This window comes from Vibrio tubiashii (genome assembly GCF_028551255.1).
Taxonomy (GTDB): domain Bacteria; phylum Pseudomonadota; class Gammaproteobacteria; order Enterobacterales; family Vibrionaceae; genus Vibrio; species Vibrio tubiashii_B.
In genome coordinates, this window is record NZ_CP117029.1 from 1,975,572 (window position 1) to 1,993,090 (window position 17,519).

The 17,519-nt window shown below is 45.6% G+C and carries 13 protein-coding genes; 1 reads left to right on the forward strand and 12 read right to left on the reverse strand.

Features of this window, described 5'->3' with window-relative positions; all coding sequences use genetic code 11:
- Positions 1–32: 32 nt before the first annotated feature.
- Together LYZ37_RS09010 and LYZ37_RS09015 are read right to left on the reverse strand one after the other, a co-directional pair.
- Positions 33–2,507, reverse strand: a complete 2,475-nt coding sequence (locus tag LYZ37_RS09010) for an EAL domain-containing protein (protein ID WP_272785244.1) — start codon at positions 2,505–2,507, stop codon at positions 33–35.
- A gap of 53 nt (positions 2,508–2,560) precedes the next feature.
- Positions 2,561–5,026, reverse strand: a complete 2,466-nt coding sequence (locus LYZ37_RS09015) for a bifunctional diguanylate cyclase/phosphodiesterase (RefSeq protein WP_272785246.1) — start codon at positions 5,024–5,026, stop codon at positions 2,561–2,563.
- A gap of 204 nt (positions 5,027–5,230) precedes the next feature.
- On the opposite strand from LYZ37_RS09015, the gene LYZ37_RS09020 reads away from it, so the two are divergent.
- Entirely contained in the window at positions 5,231–7,525 is a 2,295-nt protein-coding gene (locus LYZ37_RS09020; protein WP_272785247.1) for a YgiQ family radical SAM protein, read from the forward strand.
- Between the two features lie 27 nt (positions 7,526–7,552).
- On the opposite strand, the gene LYZ37_RS09025 is transcribed toward LYZ37_RS09020, so the two are convergent.
- Genes LYZ37_RS09025 through LYZ37_RS09070 form a run of 10 tightly spaced genes read right to left on the reverse strand, consistent with a single transcriptional unit; the run spans position 7,553 to position 17,421 of the window.
- Complete coding sequence (locus tag LYZ37_RS09025; RefSeq protein WP_272785248.1) at positions 7,553–9,187, reverse strand: GGDEF domain-containing phosphodiesterase; 1,635 nt, start codon at positions 9,185–9,187, stop codon at positions 7,553–7,555.
- Complete coding sequence (locus LYZ37_RS09030) at positions 9,184–10,257, reverse strand: protein-glutamate methylesterase/protein-glutamine glutaminase (RefSeq protein WP_272785249.1); 1,074 nt, start codon at positions 10,255–10,257, stop codon at positions 9,184–9,186. The genes LYZ37_RS09025 and LYZ37_RS09030 overlap by 4 nt, the downstream gene beginning before the upstream one ends.
- Positions 10,254–11,057 (reverse strand): CheR family methyltransferase, encoded by an 804-nt coding sequence (locus LYZ37_RS09035; protein WP_272785250.1) that lies wholly within the window; start codon positions 11,055–11,057, stop codon positions 10,254–10,256. The genes LYZ37_RS09030 and LYZ37_RS09035 overlap by 4 nt, the downstream gene beginning before the upstream one ends.
- A gap of 1 nt (position 11,058) precedes the next feature.
- A complete protein-coding gene (locus LYZ37_RS09040) occupies positions 11,059–11,580 on the reverse strand; it encodes a chemotaxis protein CheW (RefSeq protein ID WP_272785251.1) in 522 nt (173 codons plus the stop codon).
- Positions 11,573–12,055 (reverse strand): chemotaxis protein CheW, encoded by a 483-nt coding sequence (locus LYZ37_RS09045; protein ID WP_272785252.1) that lies wholly within the window; start codon positions 12,053–12,055, stop codon positions 11,573–11,575. The genes LYZ37_RS09040 and LYZ37_RS09045 overlap by 8 nt, the downstream gene beginning before the upstream one ends.
- Positions 12,056–12,067: 12 nt before the next feature.
- Positions 12,068–14,047 (reverse strand): methyl-accepting chemotaxis protein, encoded by a 1,980-nt coding sequence (locus LYZ37_RS09050; protein WP_272785253.1) that lies wholly within the window; start codon positions 14,045–14,047, stop codon positions 12,068–12,070.
- Between the two features lie 59 nt (positions 14,048–14,106).
- Positions 14,107–16,197: a chemotaxis protein CheA gene (locus LYZ37_RS09055; protein ID WP_272785254.1), complete on the reverse strand. Its 2,091-nt coding sequence runs from the start codon at positions 16,195–16,197 to the stop codon at positions 14,107–14,109.
- Positions 16,190–16,474, reverse strand: coding sequence for an STAS domain-containing protein (locus LYZ37_RS09060; protein ID WP_272785255.1), 285 nt, complete (start codon positions 16,472–16,474; stop codon positions 16,190–16,192). Before LYZ37_RS09060 ends, LYZ37_RS09055 begins: the two co-directional genes overlap by 8 nt.
- A gap of 8 nt (positions 16,475–16,482) precedes the next feature.
- The gene (locus tag LYZ37_RS09065; protein ID WP_069666663.1) at positions 16,483–16,848 is read right to left on the reverse strand and encodes a response regulator; all 366 of its coding nucleotides are present in this window, start codon (positions 16,846–16,848) and stop codon (positions 16,483–16,485) included.
- Positions 16,849–16,857: 9 nt separating this feature from the next.
- Positions 16,858–17,421: a hypothetical protein gene (locus LYZ37_RS09070; protein WP_272785256.1), complete on the reverse strand. Its 564-nt coding sequence runs from the start codon at positions 17,419–17,421 to the stop codon at positions 16,858–16,860.
- Positions 17,422–17,519 lie beyond the last annotated feature (98 nt).

The following is a 17,519-nucleotide window of genomic DNA, read 5'->3' on the forward strand; positions in this document are numbered from 1 at the left end:
ATTGGTTGCGGATAATAGCAGATTGAGTAATTTTAGCCATTGGCGAAATGATCCAAGATATCTTGGTTGGTGACAATGCCTAGGTACTCCCCAGAGTCATTTACAACCAGCCAAGGGGGTTTGATCCCTGACTTAATGATTTCATTGATTTTGGACACTTTAGAGTGAAGCGATACACTGAATACGTTGGTGCGCATCACTTGATTGAGTCGTTTACGACTGATCGACTGATCTTTGCTCGTTTCTAATTTAGTCCCTAATGTGGGTGACAAATGGTAATTCAGCTCTTCTCTACCCACGATGCCAACACACACTTTCCGGTCAACGATCGGAATCACCTCAAGTCGGTATTGCTCCGAGTCGAACAAGGCTTTCGCTTTATCAATTGTATCATCGGGGGCAAGTGTCGGGATATGGACTTGAGTAATGCTTAATATCCCCACTTGTCTTGCGTGCCCTGCACTAGACAAAAAGCTTTCCAATTTTTCATAGTATCCCCAGGCACTTTCTAACTCTTCAAAAGGCAGAGGTTTAGCAAAGTAATAGCCTTGAATGTAATCGACACCTAGACCACAAACCACCTCTAATTCATTACGGGTTTCGACCCCCTCTGCAACGACTTGAACGTTCAAGGTATGAGCGAGTTGAGTGATCATTTTAACAATATAATACTTGTGCGAGCCCTCTTTAAGATCCTTGACGAACTCACGGTCAATTTTGAGGATGTCGAAGTTACAATCACTCAAGTAGGCAAATGAGCTATAGCCCGTACCAAAATCATCAATAGCAACGCTAACCCCCCTACGCCGAATATTGCGAATCAAACTTGATTGACGTGATTCACTGTCAAAATACGCGCTTTCAGTTAATTCGATGGTGACGGTCTCTGGGCTAGAAGCATATTGATGCACCAAAGAGTCGGCACTTTGCAGTACTTCATCGACTTCAAGCTTAGTATTTAATGAGCGATTGATGGTCACCCCCAAATTACGACCAAAACGCTCTTGAATTTTCTTCAGATCTTGCAAGGCTTTTTTACCTACGCACCAGTCCAAATCTGACACCAAATCCAAATCCTCGGCAATCATCACCATTTCTTGGGTATTGAGAATTTTTCCATTTTGATCTTTAAAGCGACTTAATGCCTCAAACTTCACGATGTCCCAGTTTTTCACATCGACAATGGGCTGATAATAGACTTCAACGGTTTGAGATTTAATTTGCTTTTCAGCCCACTCCTCTAGCTCTTTTCGGCGTAATACTTCCTTATGCAGTGCGCCATGATAAAAGGTAATTTGACCTCGTTGCGCGCTAGATTGCTCAAGCATCGCCTGCACTGCATGGGAAACTAATTTCTTAGGACTGTGAGTATCGTGCCCCAGTACTGAGACGCCAACTCGGCCGTTTATGATCGCATTGTGGATGGTTTTTCCTGCATCGTGATTTAACGTCGCAAAAAAGCGCCGAATAGTTTGATGAATGAGCCGAATTTGCGATGGACCCACTACCTTGTCACATTCCAAACACGCTACGAAATGGTTGCTACCAAGATAGCCAACAAACTTGGCGACTTTGTTCTTATTCAGGTGCTCAGAGAGCATAGATTTCAACTCAAAGTCATCTACCTGAGAGAAGTTAGGGTGAAACGCGACCACCATACTGATGTTAGGCTCCGCAGCATCCATCCACTGATTGGCTATAGTGCGAGTAAATTGCTTCTCGGTTGGCAATTGAGTGAGCAGCTCTACGCCACCGAGTTCCACATCCGCGATTCGGTAAAGATTGTTTGAGAGGTCAAGATAGACGCCAACATAGAAGGTCCCTTCTACTAACTCTATCTTTTGTAGTGTTAAATCTTGAGGGTAGGTTTGACCTCGGGCACTTTGGATAAGCACGACGCCAGACCAACTGCCCTTTTGCTCTGTTTGCTGCCAAATTTTGTGATAAAACCCATCACTGTGTTTTTCGGAATTAAGTAGGTCCATCGGCTGATTGACCAACTGTTGATTGGAGTAATGGGTATGGGTAAGAAAGTAGTCGTTGCATGCGACGATCTTACGTGAACTATCAGCAAGCACTACCCCGTGATGAGGATTATTAAATAGCTGCTCAAACAAAGCACTCAGCGTAGAAGTTGTGGCATGAACAAATAGTAGCGGTGTGATGCTCCCTGTGACTGTGTAACGATCTTGTCCTTGGAAGATCAGCTCGACGTAGCAGCACTGGTCATCACTCAGTTGTAAACAACAGCAAAAACGCTGTTTAGAACGAAGTCTCCCCGCCTCCGCTAACAGGGCAAGCAGTTCGGTTTGATCGTGATAACTCATACAAGGCAGTAAAGCATTGCCCGTTAACGATGGAAGTTCCGAATTTAAAATCTGCCCGCACAAGGCTTCATCGATAGTGAGTTGGTGATGCTCTAAGTCCCATACCCAATCCAGTGTCTTTGCGACACCTGAATCGCCACAGCTTGATGAACGCTGAGCGGAACCTAACTCCCTATACATAGGATCATCCTTTAGTTTAGTAATCCCTAGTATTAAAGTTAGAACAAGATCCCTTAAGTGACAGAATTATTATTAGCCAAATACTCCATCACAGATTTTGAGCTCACAATGCCTTTGAACAACCCCTGCTCATCAACGAGTATCCAAGGGAATGGTGTTACTTGCGCTACTAAGCGAGTGATCTCAGATTGTGGCGTATCCCAAGCCACCTTTGTTTTAACGGGCAACATCAGCCTATTTGCCGGTTTGTGCCAATAAGCATTCTCTTTATTCGATTCGAGATCGGTTCCCATATTGGGCGTTAAGTGAAGATTCATATTAGCTCTATCTATATAGCCAACACACACCTTGTCTTCTACCACGGGTAAGTAGTCGTTGAATCCATCTGCGAAGTACTGATAGACCAAAGATAGGGGTTCACCCGCGTCTACGTGATGGCTATGCTCGACAAGATGGACCATTGAATCGGCTTTCACTTGCGAAATAGTCGTTCGTAACTGGCAATAGTCAGTTACCTGTTTTAACTCTTTCAATGGCATCGGTTTAGAGAAGTAGTAACCTTGAATATAGTCCACTCCTAAGCTTGCCAAGATATGCAGCTCTTGCTCAGTTTCCACACCTTCGGCGATCACCTCTAAATCAAGGCGCTTGGCGAGTAAAATTAACGCCTGAACAATAAAGTACTGCCGTGACTCAAAAGTGATGTTCTGAATAAAAGCTCTGTCTATTTTGAGAATGTCGAAGTAACACTCTTTGAGATAACGAAAAGATGCGCTCCCTGTTCCAAAGTCATCAACCGCTATCTTAACGCCTGCCTCTCTCAGTAAAGACAGCACTTGTTTGTTTTTCTTGTCACTCTCAAAATAAGCACTCTCAGTAAACTCCAATGTGATAGACTCTGGGCTTACCCCTTCCTTATCGAGCACCATTGCAGCTCTTTGTAGGATTTGGTCGAGTTCAGTCGATGTTTTTAGTGAACGATTGACCGAAAGCTTAACGTGGTAACCAAACAGCCTTTGTAACTCTGCTAACTGCTCTAAAGCACTAAGTAACACTAAGTCATCAAGCTGAACAACTCTGTCTAACTCTTCGACCACACCGACTAACTCTTGGGTTGTCGCTTCAAGGCCTTCTTTTGCTGGAAATCGGCACAGCGCCTCAAACTTGTCGATTCTATTTCTCTGTAGATCTACGATAGGTTGAAAATAGACATCAATTGCGCCACTTTCTAAACTTTCAACAACGTACTCTTCTAATGCCTTTTTCCTTTCAATTTGATTGTGAATATGGCGGTCATAAAAATTGATGCGGCGCGACTGACCTGAATGCAGTTCGAGTAACGCTTGATAGGCATGAGAAACCAACTGATTGGGATTAGTAGCATCGACATCAAGTACAGACACGCCAGAAATCCCCTCTTTCAACGCAGTTGCGACGGGCGCTTGTGCGTGCTTGAAGCTATGGAACAACTTGGTGATAGAGCGACCTATATTTGTCACCACCTGCGTCGATTGCTGAAAACTGTAAGCTAGAGTGACAACAAAGCAATCGTGGCCAATGTATCCGCTACACAGTACTTTGGTATTGTCTTTTAAGTAGCTCGCGAACTGACGCTTAACCTCCTGAATAGAACCTTTAGGAAAATTGGGTTGCATCGCTAACACCACCACACCTTGCCCAATTTCGGTGTGTCGGCACACTTCTGCAAGGTGGGTTATAAACGTCTCTTTACTCGGCAGTTGCGTTAAAAGGTCAATGCCGCCAGATTCAATATCCTCAATTCGGTCTAACGCCCCAGATAAGTCCGACGAAAAACCCACGTAATAATTGCTGCCATTGCCAGGATTGACTTTATGTATTGTTAAGTCTTGTGGAAATACGGAGCCGTCTGAGCGTCGAGAAAGAATGGTGCCATTCCAGTAGCCAAAGTTGCTGAGTCTCTGCCACAGTTGTTGATAGTAGGCTTGGCTGTGCTTATCTGCATTAAAGATTTGTGTTTTGAGACCGACCAACTCATTTCTTAGATAGCCTGTCAAAGATTCAAAATGATGGTTGCAAGCTAATATTCGTGTCTCAGAGTCCGTCACTATAATTCCGTGATGAGGGTTTTCAAACACCGAATAGAACACTTCCGCTGCTTCATGGCGCGAAGCGATGTTTAAGCAAGGAGAAAGCGTACCTTTAAGCTCATATGCGCTGACTCGCTCAATCACTATCTCGACATAGACAAATAAGCTGACTGAGTTAAGCAAACAACAATGAGTGTAAGTGCGCTCTCCTGAGTCTAAAGCAGCTTGAAAGGCGTTCTTAACGACCTTTCGTTGGGACTTTGGCAACAAATCAAATAATGCTTTTGCTGTTAGGGAATTTGACGGGTCACCTACCAATAAACTCTTGGCTTCATCATCGCATTCCAGTACATGGGTTTTGAGGTTCAAATACCAATCGTAAACCGCATATTTAGGCTTGCGTTCGGGTGGTATTTTTTGCTCAGTCCCAGAGTCTAATGTTGTCGCCATAATAACCAACTAAATCCATAACAATAATATGCATATTATAGGTGATTGAGCACATTATATTCGTTATTCATGTAACACTTTAGTTGATCTTTGATGGAGCAGTATTACGTCTATTTTTTGACTAAGATAGCCTTATTCATATTGAGGTAGATAGTCATCGTCCAAGTCGCTATAATTCGCGCTCCCTGGAACAGAGAACAAAATATGTACAGCAATATCACTCCTATTCATGAGCACAAAAAATATTGGGCAGAATGCTACGGCACTGCGCCATTTCTACCAACAAATCGTAAAGAAATGGATGCTTTAGGATGGGATAGCTGTGACATTATTATCGTAACCGGTGACGCTTATGTTGATCACCCGAGCTTTGGTATGGCGATTATCGGCCGCCTACTCGAAGCACAAGGGTTTCGTGTTGGCATCATCTCTCAACCAGAATGGAACAACAAAGACGCGTTTACGGCGCTCGGCAAACCTAATTTGTTCTTTGGTATTACTGCAGGCAACATGGATTCAATGATCAACCGCTACACCGCGGATAGAAAGTTACGCCATGATGATGCTTACACACCGAATAATGAAGGGGGCAAACGACCAGATCGTGCAACTTTAGTTTATTCACAGCGTTGTCGTGAAGCCTACAAAGGCATCCCTATTGTCTTGGGTGGTATTGAAGCAAGCCTTCGTCGCCTCGCGCATTATGATTACTGGTCAGATAAAGTACGTCGCTCTGTTCTCTTCGATGCAAAAGCCGATATCCTTCTGTTTGGTAACGCCGAGCGAGCACTTGTTGAAGTTGCCCATCGCTTAGCGGATGGCGAAGATATTGCCTCGCTTACCAATATTCGTGGTACAGCGGTGAATCTCCCCGCGGCTCCAGAAGGCTACAACGTAATTGATTCTTCTCGCATAGAAAAACCGCGCAAAGAAGCGTTTGTTCCGCCAAACCCTTACGCGGTTGAAGAGCAATGTGACACAAAAGCCAAAGCAGAAGAGACTGAAGCGAAACCCATTACCATTCGCCCATCACGTCATGATGCAGCAACAACCGCGGTACGGATTCCACCATTTGAAAAGCTAAACAACGACCGTATCCTTTACGCGCACGCCAGTCGAATCATGCACCTAGAGACCAACCCATACTCTGGTCGAGCTCTTATTCAACGTCACGGCGATCGCGAACTGTGGGTCAACCAAGCGCCAATTCCACTATCAACTGAAGAGATGGACTACGTATTTGGTTTGCCTTATGCACGTGTGCCTCACCCTATGTATGGCAAGGCGAAGATCCCTGCTTACGACATGATTAAAACCTCAGTTAACATCATGCGTGGCTGTTTTGGTGGCTGTTCATTCTGTTCGATCACTGAACACGAAGGTCGCATCATCCAAAACCGTTCGAAAGAATCGATTTTGACTGAGCTTGAAGAGATTCGTGACAAGGTACCTGGCTTCACCGGCACCATTTCCGATCTTGGCGGCCCAACCGCAAACATGTATCGCCTTGGCTGTAGCGATCCAAAAGCAGAAGCAAACTGTCGACGCCCATCGTGTGTCTTCCCAGGTATCTGTAACAAACTCAATACCGACCACAAGCACACCATCGATCTGTATCGAGAAGCGCGTAAAGTGGATGGCATCAAGAAAGTCATGATCGCTTCGGGCGTGCGATACGATTTAGCGATTGAATCTCCAGAGTACGTTAAAGAGTTGGTGACTCACCACGTTGGCGGCTACTTGAAGATTGCTCCAGAGCATACTGAAAAAGGCCCACTGGATCTGATGATGAAGCCGGGCATGGGCACCTATGATCGCTTCAAAGAGATGTTTGAGAAGTACAGTGCCGAAGCGGGTAAAAAGCAGTACCTAATTCCTTACTTTATCTCTGCGCACCCGGGCACTGAAGATGAAGACATGCTGAACTTGGCACTATGGCTCAAGAAGAACAACTTTGAGTGTGACCAGGTACAGAACTTCTACCCATCACCAATGTGTAATGCGACCTCTATGTATTACTCAGAGACTAACCCTCTCAAACGAGTGAAGTACAAGAAGCGTGAAGAAGTGCCTGTGGCTAAAGGTGAGCGTCAACGCAGACTGCACAAAGCCTTACTGCGTTACCATGATCCAGCTAACTGGCCGCTAATTCGTGAAGCGCTGATTAACATGGGTAAAAAGCACCTTATTGGTGATAAGACAAGCTGCTTAGTGCCTGCTGAAGATGTCGATGCTAAAACCCCAGCTCAACGCCGTAAGTCTGGTCGTCATGGCTCACAACGTTTTGCGACCAAGCATACCAAGAGCCAACCTGGGTTTGAAAAAATGCATGGCGATAACAAAGGTAAAGGCAAAAACGGCAACGCCAAAGGAAGTAACGGCGGACAAGCCTCTCGTGGTGGAAAACCCAATGGCAAACCTACCAACAGTCGCGGCGGCAAGCCAACAGGCAATGGCTCAGGCAAGCCACCAGCGGCACGCAAACCTAAACGCCGTTAACGCCTAATGACTTATCAAAAATCGCAGCTAATCCGCTGCGATTTTTTTTCTCCCTTCAACCAAGTAAGCCATGAACTCTTGAGCCGGTAGCGGCTTACTAAAGTAGTAACCTTGGATATACTCCACCTGTTTGGCTTTGGCATAAATCAGTTGTTCAAGCGTCTCTACTCCTTCTGCAACCACTGGTTTGTTCATATTGGTTGCTAAAGATGCGATGGAGTTGAACACGGTTTGCAATTTAGAGTCTTCGACTACATTAGTCACAAACGCGCGGTCAATCTTAATCTCATCAAAGCTCAATCGACACAAATAGCTCAAACTGGAAAAACCGGTACCAAAATCATCTATAGAGACTCTAAAGCCGAGTTTTTGCAACCTCTCTAGCGTTTGGTTAACGTAGTTAAAATTATCGATCAAAGCCGACTCGGTCAGCTCCAGTTTTATCTGTGATGGGTAGAGATGGTTATCGGTGATTGCCTTAACTAACTTGTCAGTAAACTCGACATCGAGGATTTCTACTACGCTGATATTTAGCGCAAACAGCAGCTCCATGGTATCTATGCCTTGCTGCTCCAAATTGCTGACTAATTTGCCGAGTTGAACAATATTAAACTGAGTAAGTGTGCCTATATCGCCAATCCTTTCCGCAATGGGAATAAACTCTTCTGGTGAAACAAACTGACCGTTCGGAACCCAACGGATTAAGCACTCAGCCCCAGCGACGTCTTCTGTCTCAGCATCATGAATCGGTTGAAACACAACGTGAAAATCTTGCTCTAATTGGCCTTTGTTTAAGGCAGCGCGAAACTCCATTTCTAGATGGTTCTGGTGCTCGATTTGTTTGGCTAACTCTTCTTGAAACTCGGCTAAACGTACTCGCTCAGTCAAGACATCCAGTATCGCCATCTCCGCTTTATTTAAGCTCTGTTCGTGCGAGTCCCCCTGTTTCTCCACGTAGTAGCCCAGCGCAACGTTGCTGAAGAAATGACGTTGATTGAAGTGGAACGGTTCATTAAGCAGAGCATAAAAACGCTCAATGTTAAACGGAGTATCTGGCGGGATAAAAATGTTAAAGCTATCGGTAGAATGCTTACTGCAAATTGCACTGTCTATTTCGCTGACCACTCGTGCCAATATTTCCATGAAGACGAGGTTCGCCACTGCTGCACCCCATATTTCATTGATCCGCTGATAGTTGCAAATCCGCACGCAGCATACAGTGCCTTGTTGAAACTCTTGGTTAATGCGCGACAAAAATGCTTCTCGATAAAGTAATCCCGTATGAGGGTCTAACATCGACAACTGATTGTTCAGTCGCCTAGCCGCCACCAACTCTCCGACATCAATCAGGTACAGAATGAAGTAATCTTTGTAACGAATCAGATAGAGTTTCGCCCACTCGATGTTTTTGTCTGGATAACTTAACCCGACTTCAAGTTCATACTCTTGACCCGAAGCCACAACGTCAATAAGTTGCTGCTTTAGCGCCACGGGATTAAATGCTTCATCGATGAAACTGACATTGGCATCAAATAACGAGCTACCTTGAGTCACACGAAACAGCTCGGCGGCTTGTTTGGAAAGCTGTAAAACGTTTAATCTTTCATCCACAATTACGTAGGCGATACGCATTGCTTCTATATGATCATTTAAGTTCTTCATCGTTTCTCCAAACATTTCTGTACCTGATAAGGCAATAGCTCTAGGGCGTAGCTAGCACTAACACCGCCTCTATCAATCGCTTCTTTAGGCATACCGTAAACTAAGCAGCTCGCTTCATTCTGGGCAAACGTCTTTGCTCCCGTCTTATACATTTCGAGCATGCCTTGGGCACCATCATCGCCCATACCAGTCAAAATAACCCCAATCGCATTTTCCCCCGCTTCTTGAGCCGCCGAGCGGAACAAGACATCGACCGATGGTTTATGTCTAGAGACCAAGGGCCCCTGTTTTAATTCTAGGTAATATTGCTGATTTCGACATTTGAGTACCGTGTGAATCGAGCCCGGCGCGATGTAGACCCAGCCTCTTTGCAATTGCATGCCATCTTCTGCCTCTACAACATGCTGTGAAACTTCATGATTGAGCCTTAATGCAAACGCTTGGGTAAACTTTTCCGGCATATGCTGCACGATGACTATCGGTGCGGTATCCGCAGGGGTCAAAGAAAGAAAGTGTCGAATCGCCTCAGTGCCCCCTGTCGAGGCTCCTACTAATATAACCTTGTCTTTTGACTTAACCGGATGCGTAAGTGAGGGCTTCAAAACCACATCAGCGCTGTTTTTCAATCGGTAGCTTTTTTCACCTAAATATTTGAGTGGTTTAACTTTAAGTTTTGCCGCCTGTTTTAGAGCACATAGAATCGCATCGACTTCTTTTGAATGAAGATAGTCAGTCAATTGAGATTGAGGTTTATTGATCACTTCAATCGCCCCAGACGATAATGCCTCTAAACTCAGTTGTGGATCCGCTTCTGTTTTTGCCGAGCAGATAATGGTAGGTGTTGGTCGCGTCGACATAATTTGACGCAGAAATACAATGCCATCCATTTTAGGCATGGCGATGTCGAGGAGGATGACATCCGGCCAACATTTTTCCATTTTTCGATAGGCGATAATCGGGTCCGGTGCAACACCTACGACCTTAAGCTGCGGATCTCTGTCGATTACCTCTCCGAGCACTTGGCGCATCACGGCGGAGTCATCGACAATAAAAACGCCTACCTTATTCATGCTGCCACCTTGCGATAAACGCAATTCTCGACCATCTTCATTTTTGGATGCGCCCTAATCACGTTTTCACTGTGACCTAAAAACAGATATCCGCCATCCGACAAATGCTCAATCACGTTATCGATAATGGTTTTTTGCCGCGCGACATCAAAATAGATCAGTACATTACGTAAAAAAATGGCATCAAAGCTCGATTTTGTTTTGGGAGTGAGGAGGTTTTCGCAAGCAAAGTGGCAGTATCGGCGCAACGCTTGGCTAATGGTGAATGTTCCTTGAAATGCCCCCACCCCTTTCAAACAGTATTGGCGACAATAATCATTGGGAATTTGTTCCGCGAGAACCATGTCATACTGGCATTTTACCGCGTGCTCGATCGCAACCTCTGACACATCTGAACCAAACACCGACCACTTCGACGAGCCAAGCCGTTGTTCCAATACCATAGCTAGACTGTAAGCTTCTTCTCCTGTAGAGCAAGCCGCACTCCAAACTTTAAAAGGCTTTGCCCTGCGATAGCCTACTAGCAATTTCGCTAGCTGATCGTATTGCACCGACTCTCGAAAGAAGCGCGTTTCATGAGTGGTTAATCGATCGATAAAGCAATCAAGTTCTTCTTGATGCTCCTGTGACATTAATACTTTTAAGTAATCATCAAACGTCTCACTGTGTGTGGCTTTTAATCGAGATGTTAATCGGCTTTCGACCATGACACGCTTGTGCTCACCGAGATGAATGCCAGTGTAGTGCTCCATGATTGACTGGATTGAGCGAAACTGAACAGCGCTAATGGTCGCATTCATATTACGACTCCCACTGGGCTAATAAAGCATTTTGGCTATTGAGCATAAGGCGGTTGATCTGCTGAGGGTCAAGCAGTTGGGACATCTCTAAAATGGGCATCGTATCCCCAACAACTTTCACCATACCTTCGATAAACTCAGTCGGAATATGGGTGCCAAACGAAGGTTTGTCATATAAAGCGTCTTCATGAGCAACCTTGATTGACCGCACACGACTCACCACCAAACCAATGGTTATGCGCTCCTTAGTTTTAGTTTGTTGGGATTCATAGAGAATGATGCAGCTGTACTTGTCGTATCGGTTATCCGATGGAAAACCAAGGCGACTTGCCGCATCAATCACAGGCACCACGCTACCACGAACATTAATCACGCCGCTGATTTCTTTATTGCACATGGGAACTTGAGTAATACGCGTGTATTCAATGACTTCTTTTACTGAATCAATCGGTATTGCCACCACGACTTGATTCACATCGACAAGCAGCAGCTCTCTACCACTTTGTTTATGCAGCTCATTCATGTGTCTGCTCCATCTGCGATTCATGCACAACACAGTGCCACTGACTTTCAGACAGCAGTTCATCGACATCAAGAATCGTTAGCATCCGCTGTTCAAGCTTGGCAACGCCTTTGATTAAGGTCGAATCAAGTCGCCCACCCAGATTCGGCACTGTCTCCAATTCAGCCAATGAGATATCAACGACTTGCCTGACCAAATCCACTTTATTGGCAATAACAAAGCTCTCACCACCACGATGTACTTCGGTGACGATGACACAGGTTTTACTCGAAACCTGATGGGTTTCTTCGTTTAAACACGCGGCGATATCAAACACCACAACCAACTTACCCCTTAAATTCATCACACCGAGAACCTTATCTGGCGCACTCGCAAGCGGCTCCACGACAGGGTATTCCATGATTTCCCGGATTCGTTCAATCGGATAAGCGAAGTACTTATTCGCAATCTTAAATTCGAGGTATTTCTCCTTCATACCTGCACCGCCTTACTCATCAAAAGGCACAAAGCCATCTTCTTTTTTAGGCGGAGTCGGATGGCTAGGTTTACGTCGCACACTGTGTCGCTGTTCACTCGATTGCGTCAGCTTAAAGAAACTCACCGTACTGCGAATCTCATTGGTTTGTTCCTGTACCATAACGGCCGTTGAGGCAAGCTCTTCCGAAGCAGAGGCATTCTGCTGAGCGATTTCATCCAGCTGAGAAACGGTGCGATTGATTTCCGCCACACTGGTGCTTTGCTCTGTGGATGCCGCGGTGATTTCTTGCACCAAATCGGCGGTTTTCTGAATATTAGGCACCATGCGATTGAGCATGTCTCCGGCATGTTGGGCAACTTTCACGCTGCTATCTGCCAACGAGCTTATCTCTTGGGCCGCAATTTGACTGCGTTCAGCGAGCTTGCGCACTTCATCAGCGACCACGGCAAAACCTTTACCATGCTCTCCTGCGCGCGCCGCCTCGATGGCAGCATTTAGCGCAAGTAAGTTGGTTTTGTAGGCGATGTCTTCAATGATGCCGATTTTCTCCGCGATAGCTGTCATGGCATTCACGGTGTCGTTCACCGCTTTGCCCCCCTCGTTTGCCTCAGAACTCGATTGAGTGGCAATGCCATTGGTCACCTTAGAATTTTCGGTATTCATTGAAATCGATGAACTCATTTGATCGAGTGACGCACTGGTCTCTTCGACACTAGAGGCGAGTTGGCTGGAAGTGGTGCTGAGCATTTGCGAGGTGGTAGAGACTTCATTGGTACTATGGGCGATAGCTTCTACCGAACGTTGGATATCCAGCATAATGTTTTGCAACTTATCTAAGAAACCATTAAAGCTGGTGGCCGTTTCACCAATCTCATCGCTGCCAAAGTCTGGAATTCGCCGAGTCAGATCCCCTTCACCAGAACGCAGGTCTTCTGCGGCTTCAGACAGAGCTTTAATCGGCAGCACAATCCCTTTGATAAGGAACATAGCAGTGACGAATGCGAGCAACACCGCAACCGCTAACAGCGCCCAAACAAGCGTGATACTGTCACGAGCGGCAATAACCAACTCATCGAGTGAGTCGGTACTCTGCTTGCTCGCCTTATAGCTAATATCATCAAGTATCTTCTCTAACTTGCTGAACACTTCATGCTCTAACTTATCGATTTGCTGCGCCGCTTCGAGTTTGTCTCGCGGGCGATAGGTTGCGAAGATATCTTTACCTCCGTTATAGAGTTCAAGATACATCTGCTCGACTAGGCCTAAGCTTTTGATCTCTTCTGGCTTTCTTTCAATCGGTTTAATTTCATTGAGATACTGAGCAAAATTGCGCGCTTCTTTCTCAAACGCATTGACCGCACCGATTTCGCCACGCATATAGCCGTTCAACGCGGACATCATGTCCCCTTCTTCATCGATCAATTCAAGGTAGTAACGCACACCAGGGAGATCATCATTGAGCACTTCTTGCAAATCTTGCGTTCGACCTGCATCAGCCACTTCTTCTTCCTTGAGCGTATCGAGCATACTCTCTAGTGGCTCAGCAAACTCACTGATCAAGTAGTTGTATTTCTCTACCGCTTGTGTCTCTAAGGTCGGGTCAAAACGCTTAAACACTAGATTCTGCATATCTTCGTAATAGCGCCTAGAAAGGTCGTCAATTTGGCGCACAACGACAGGGTCCATGGATTTGAGCTGTTTGAGGCTTTCGAAAAAGGTGACAAACTCAGTGTAGTTGTCATGAAAGTCTTCCTTCTCTTCCGACTCACCAGTTATGAACTCCAAGACATTCGAGTTCATATCGCCTAGCTCATCAAGCATACTCAATGAAAGAATCACCTTGGGAATCTCTTCCTTCCCGACATCAATGGCATAGGATTCGATTGTCCGGTTCTTAAGTTGTACCGAGACCGCAATCACAAGCAATAAAAAGCCCATAGTACACATGGCGACAATGATTTTGCTCCTGATCGATAGCTTACCAATCATGCTGCTCTCCCTAAGCTGGTCTGTTGCAATCAACATCCAACCTTTCGCTGTTAGCGCTGTTAGTTAAAGCGCTCTACATTTACTCGCTCCCTCGGGCTTAATGCCGTTTGAACCAGTGCAAAAATGTCCAATATGATTGCGACTTCACCACTGCCTAAAATCGTCGCACCGCTGACTCCGCGTAGACCTTCAAACAGTGGTCCTAGTGATTTCACCACGGTTTGAAACTCACCACTTAAACTGTCTACGACCAAGCCCGCTCTCATTGAGCCAAGTTGAACTACAATTAAGGCCTCTTGTTCCGGCGTGCTATGCGCCTCGACGCCAAACCACTCTGACAGTCTTAAAAATGGCAGCACCTCATCGCGAAGATGAATAAAACGCCGCTGACTATCTTGTTCATCTTGCATCACTTCTTTTAGCTCAAGGCACTCGACAACATTGTCCAGCGGAATCACATATTCGCCTCCCGCAACTTTGAACATAAAACCGTCGACTATAGATAGTGTTAGAGGCAAACGAATTACGAACCGGCTTCCTTTGTCGCTCTGACTATTCACCTCTATATTGCCTCTTAGCAGTTCAATGTTGCGCTTTACCACGTCCATGCCCACACCTCGACCTGATAGGTCGGTCACCTGCTCGCTAGTAGAAAAACCAGGTTCAAAAATCAGCTTCCATAACTCACGTTTTGTCACCGTGTCATGTTCGCTGACGAGGCCAGAACGTTTTGCTTGCTCTAAGACTTTGTTTTCATCGATGCCTTTACCATCATCAACCACCTCAATCACAATTGAACCTGAGTCGTGATACGCATTGAGCCGTATCGTCCCTACTGGCGCTTTACCCGCTGAAATGCGCTCTGCGGCAGATTCCATTCCATGATCGATAGCATTGCGTACAAGGTGTGTGAGTGGATCGCTGAGTTTCTCAACGAAGGTTTTATCAAGCTCAGTATCAGCACCACTGACCACTAATTCGACCTGCTTACCTAGCTCTTGGGCGGTATCGCGAACAATGCGTTTGAATTTACTGAAGGTATCTCCGATTTGAACCATTCGTAGCTGAAGGGAACTGTCACGAATGCTTTCAACCAAACGCTCTAATAGCGCCATTGACTCCACCAAAGGTTCACTGCCGGTTTGGTGAGCTAGCAAATTAGTGCGGGCCCCCATAATCACCATCTCGCCCACAAGATCGATCAGCTTATCGAGCTTATCCGCTTCCACCCTAAGGGTTTTGGCGGTTTTGATTCTTGGTTGAAATTTTGATTGAGGCGTGTGGAATGAAAGAGACTGGAAGCGCTCGAACTCTTGCTGGGTTAATACACCCATGGCAGTAAACATTTCGGCGAGATGTCTGCTCTCTTCGGGTAAGCACTCAATCAAGGCAAAGTAGTCTTCGGCCGGACTATCTGGTGGCAGAACGGTAATATCCGCATCACGCTGAACAAATTCAAATGCCTCCATAATCTGTGCATTTGAGGTACTGGCCCGATAGCGAAGTTCAAAGCCGAGATAACATTTTTCCGGGTTAAACTGGCTGTCTGGACTTTCAATCACTTTGTCTAACTCAACCGTCATCAGCTCAACATGTTCGAGTTGGCCTTTGGTTGAGAGAAATTGAATAAAGCGAATCGGGTCTAACCCATCTTGAAACACCCCTTGGTGAGGGCGAAACGAAATGTGCCAAATCCCCTCGTGATGTTCTTCCTCGGTGGGCGGCGTTTTTTCCACCTTAGTGGCATCAGCAGCGCTTGGCATGGCGGATTCGATAATATAAGGCAGTAAACGCTGGGCAACCGACTCCGCATTGGGTAAAGGTGAATTCTCGTTGAGAGCAATGATTTGCTTTCTAACAACATCGTTACTCTCGATCAATACCTCGATCAATTCATCATCAACCGGGGTGACTTGTTGCCTAACTTGGTCGAGCAGCGATTCTATTACATGGGTCAGAGTAGTCACTTCGTCTAAGCCAAATAACCCTGCACTGCCCTTGATGGTATGAACACCGCGAAACAGCTCATCTATCCACTCCGCAAAATTGTCTTTCAATAACCCTTTATCCAGCAGTGCCTGCTCAATATCATCGGTCAGTTCAAGTGATTCATTGATGAATACCCGCATCGCGCGTTCTAGATCAGACATATTGATTTCGCTCACGAAAGCCTGAGTCGCAGACAAGTTCAAACAGTTTGCTCATTTCCTCGCTTGGCTGACGAACGGCGTGTATCGAAATCGGTTGATGGCTACAACGGAGAAACCAAATCAGTAACTGAAATCCAGCACTGTCTATCTCTACAACATTAGCGCCATCTAACACCACGTTGTCTGACTCATTGACCAAGCTACGTAGCTCACGGTAGGTCTCCTCTACTTCGTAGATGGTCAACTCACTCGGCAATACATAAACTTGCTCAGACATATCCGCCTCTACGATAACAACTTGGATACGGCTTCGAGCATCTGCTCTGGGCGAAATGGCTTAACCATCCACGCTTTTGCCCCGGCCTTTTGACTTTCATCCATCAAATACTGTTGGCTTTCCGTCGTCAGCATGATCACCGGAGTAAATTTATACTTGGGTAAGGTCTTGACCTTTTTGACAAAGTCGATGCCATTCATATTGGGCATATTGACATCACTGATAATCAAATGAACCTTGCTCCCGTCGAGCATTTCGATCCCTTGCACGCCATCTTTTGCCTCTATGACCCGATATCCAGCACCGCTCAATGCGATGTTAACAACCTGTCTGAGCGACTCGGAGTCATCTACGACCATTATTGTTTTTTGCATTGCCCCATCCTAAAAATATGTCACTTTCCCCTCATCTTGAGGGGATTTGTCGTTTTCAATACGAGTCTTTTGTTCTATTTGATTTAAACTCTCTAAGACTTCTTGCTCGCTCCAACCTAACTTATATGCTTCTCTTAACGCTGCTTCGATGACCTCTACACTTTCAATGGTGCCGTTTTGCTGTTGTTTGAGTCGATCTCCAAACTGCAATAGCACCAAAAGATCATTAAGCAGCTCTTGGTGTTTTGAGGTCACTTGGCTAGCCGTATCTTCTTGCGTGGTTGTATCTTTTAGCTGCTCTATTTTGGTTGTCATCTGATGTAGAGCTTGCTGAGAAAAACTGGCTGAGTTACCGATTTGGCGGCGCACGAGTGGTAAAATGTTCTGCTCTAACGAAAGTAGGACTTTTTCAGGTTGCAGCGCATTGATGTGCTTGATGCCAACCATTAGTAGCATCAAGAGTAAAACGATAAGACTGGCTGCAAGCATTGACGCAACGCTAATGCCAACAAGAAGTGCTTGAATAAGAAAAATGGCAGCACCGAGTCCAATAAAAAGTGGTGGTTTCGCCAAGTTATCGACCCATTTATTAACAACCTAGTTAATAGCCTAGTCCAAAATCATTAGGTGGTCGTAATTTAGTCATAAAAAAGGCCCAACCTATTCAGTTG

What these genes read in the sequence shown, in the direction of transcription:
- LYZ37_RS09010 (WP_272785244.1), bottom strand. Translation starts at nt 2,507, where the DNA reads ATGTATAGGGAGTTAGGTTCCGCTCAGCGTTCATCAAGCTGTGGCGAT.
- LYZ37_RS09015 (WP_272785246.1), bottom strand. Translation starts at nt 5,026, where the DNA reads ATGGCGACAACATTAGACTCTGGGACTGAGCAAAAAATACCACCCGAA.
- LYZ37_RS09020 (WP_272785247.1), top strand. Translation starts at nt 5,231, where the DNA reads ATGTACAGCAATATCACTCCTATTCATGAGCACAAAAAATATTGGGCA.
- LYZ37_RS09025 (WP_272785248.1), bottom strand. Translation starts at nt 9,187, where the DNA reads ATGAAGAACTTAAATGATCATATAGAAGCAATGCGTATCGCCTACGTA.
- LYZ37_RS09030 (WP_272785249.1), bottom strand. Translation starts at nt 10,257, where the DNA reads ATGAATAAGGTAGGCGTTTTTATTGTCGATGACTCCGCCGTGATGCGC.
- LYZ37_RS09035 (WP_272785250.1), bottom strand. Translation starts at nt 11,057, where the DNA reads ATGAATGCGACCATTAGCGCTGTTCAGTTTCGCTCAATCCAGTCAATC.
- LYZ37_RS09040 (WP_272785251.1), bottom strand. Translation starts at nt 11,580, where the DNA reads ATGAATGAGCTGCATAAACAAAGTGGTAGAGAGCTGCTGCTTGTCGAT.
- LYZ37_RS09045 (WP_272785252.1), bottom strand. Translation starts at nt 12,055, where the DNA reads ATGAAGGAGAAATACCTCGAATTTAAGATTGCGAATAAGTACTTCGCT.
- LYZ37_RS09050 (WP_272785253.1), bottom strand. Translation starts at nt 14,047, where the DNA reads ATGATTGGTAAGCTATCGATCAGGAGCAAAATCATTGTCGCCATGTGT.
- LYZ37_RS09055 (WP_272785254.1), bottom strand. Translation starts at nt 16,197, where the DNA reads ATGTCTGATCTAGAACGCGCGATGCGGGTATTCATCAATGAATCACTT.
- LYZ37_RS09060 (WP_272785255.1), bottom strand. Translation starts at nt 16,474, where the DNA reads ATGTCTGAGCAAGTTTATGTATTGCCGAGTGAGTTGACCATCTACGAA.
- LYZ37_RS09065 (WP_069666663.1), bottom strand. Translation starts at nt 16,848, where the DNA reads ATGCAAAAAACAATAATGGTCGTAGATGACTCCGAGTCGCTCAGACAG.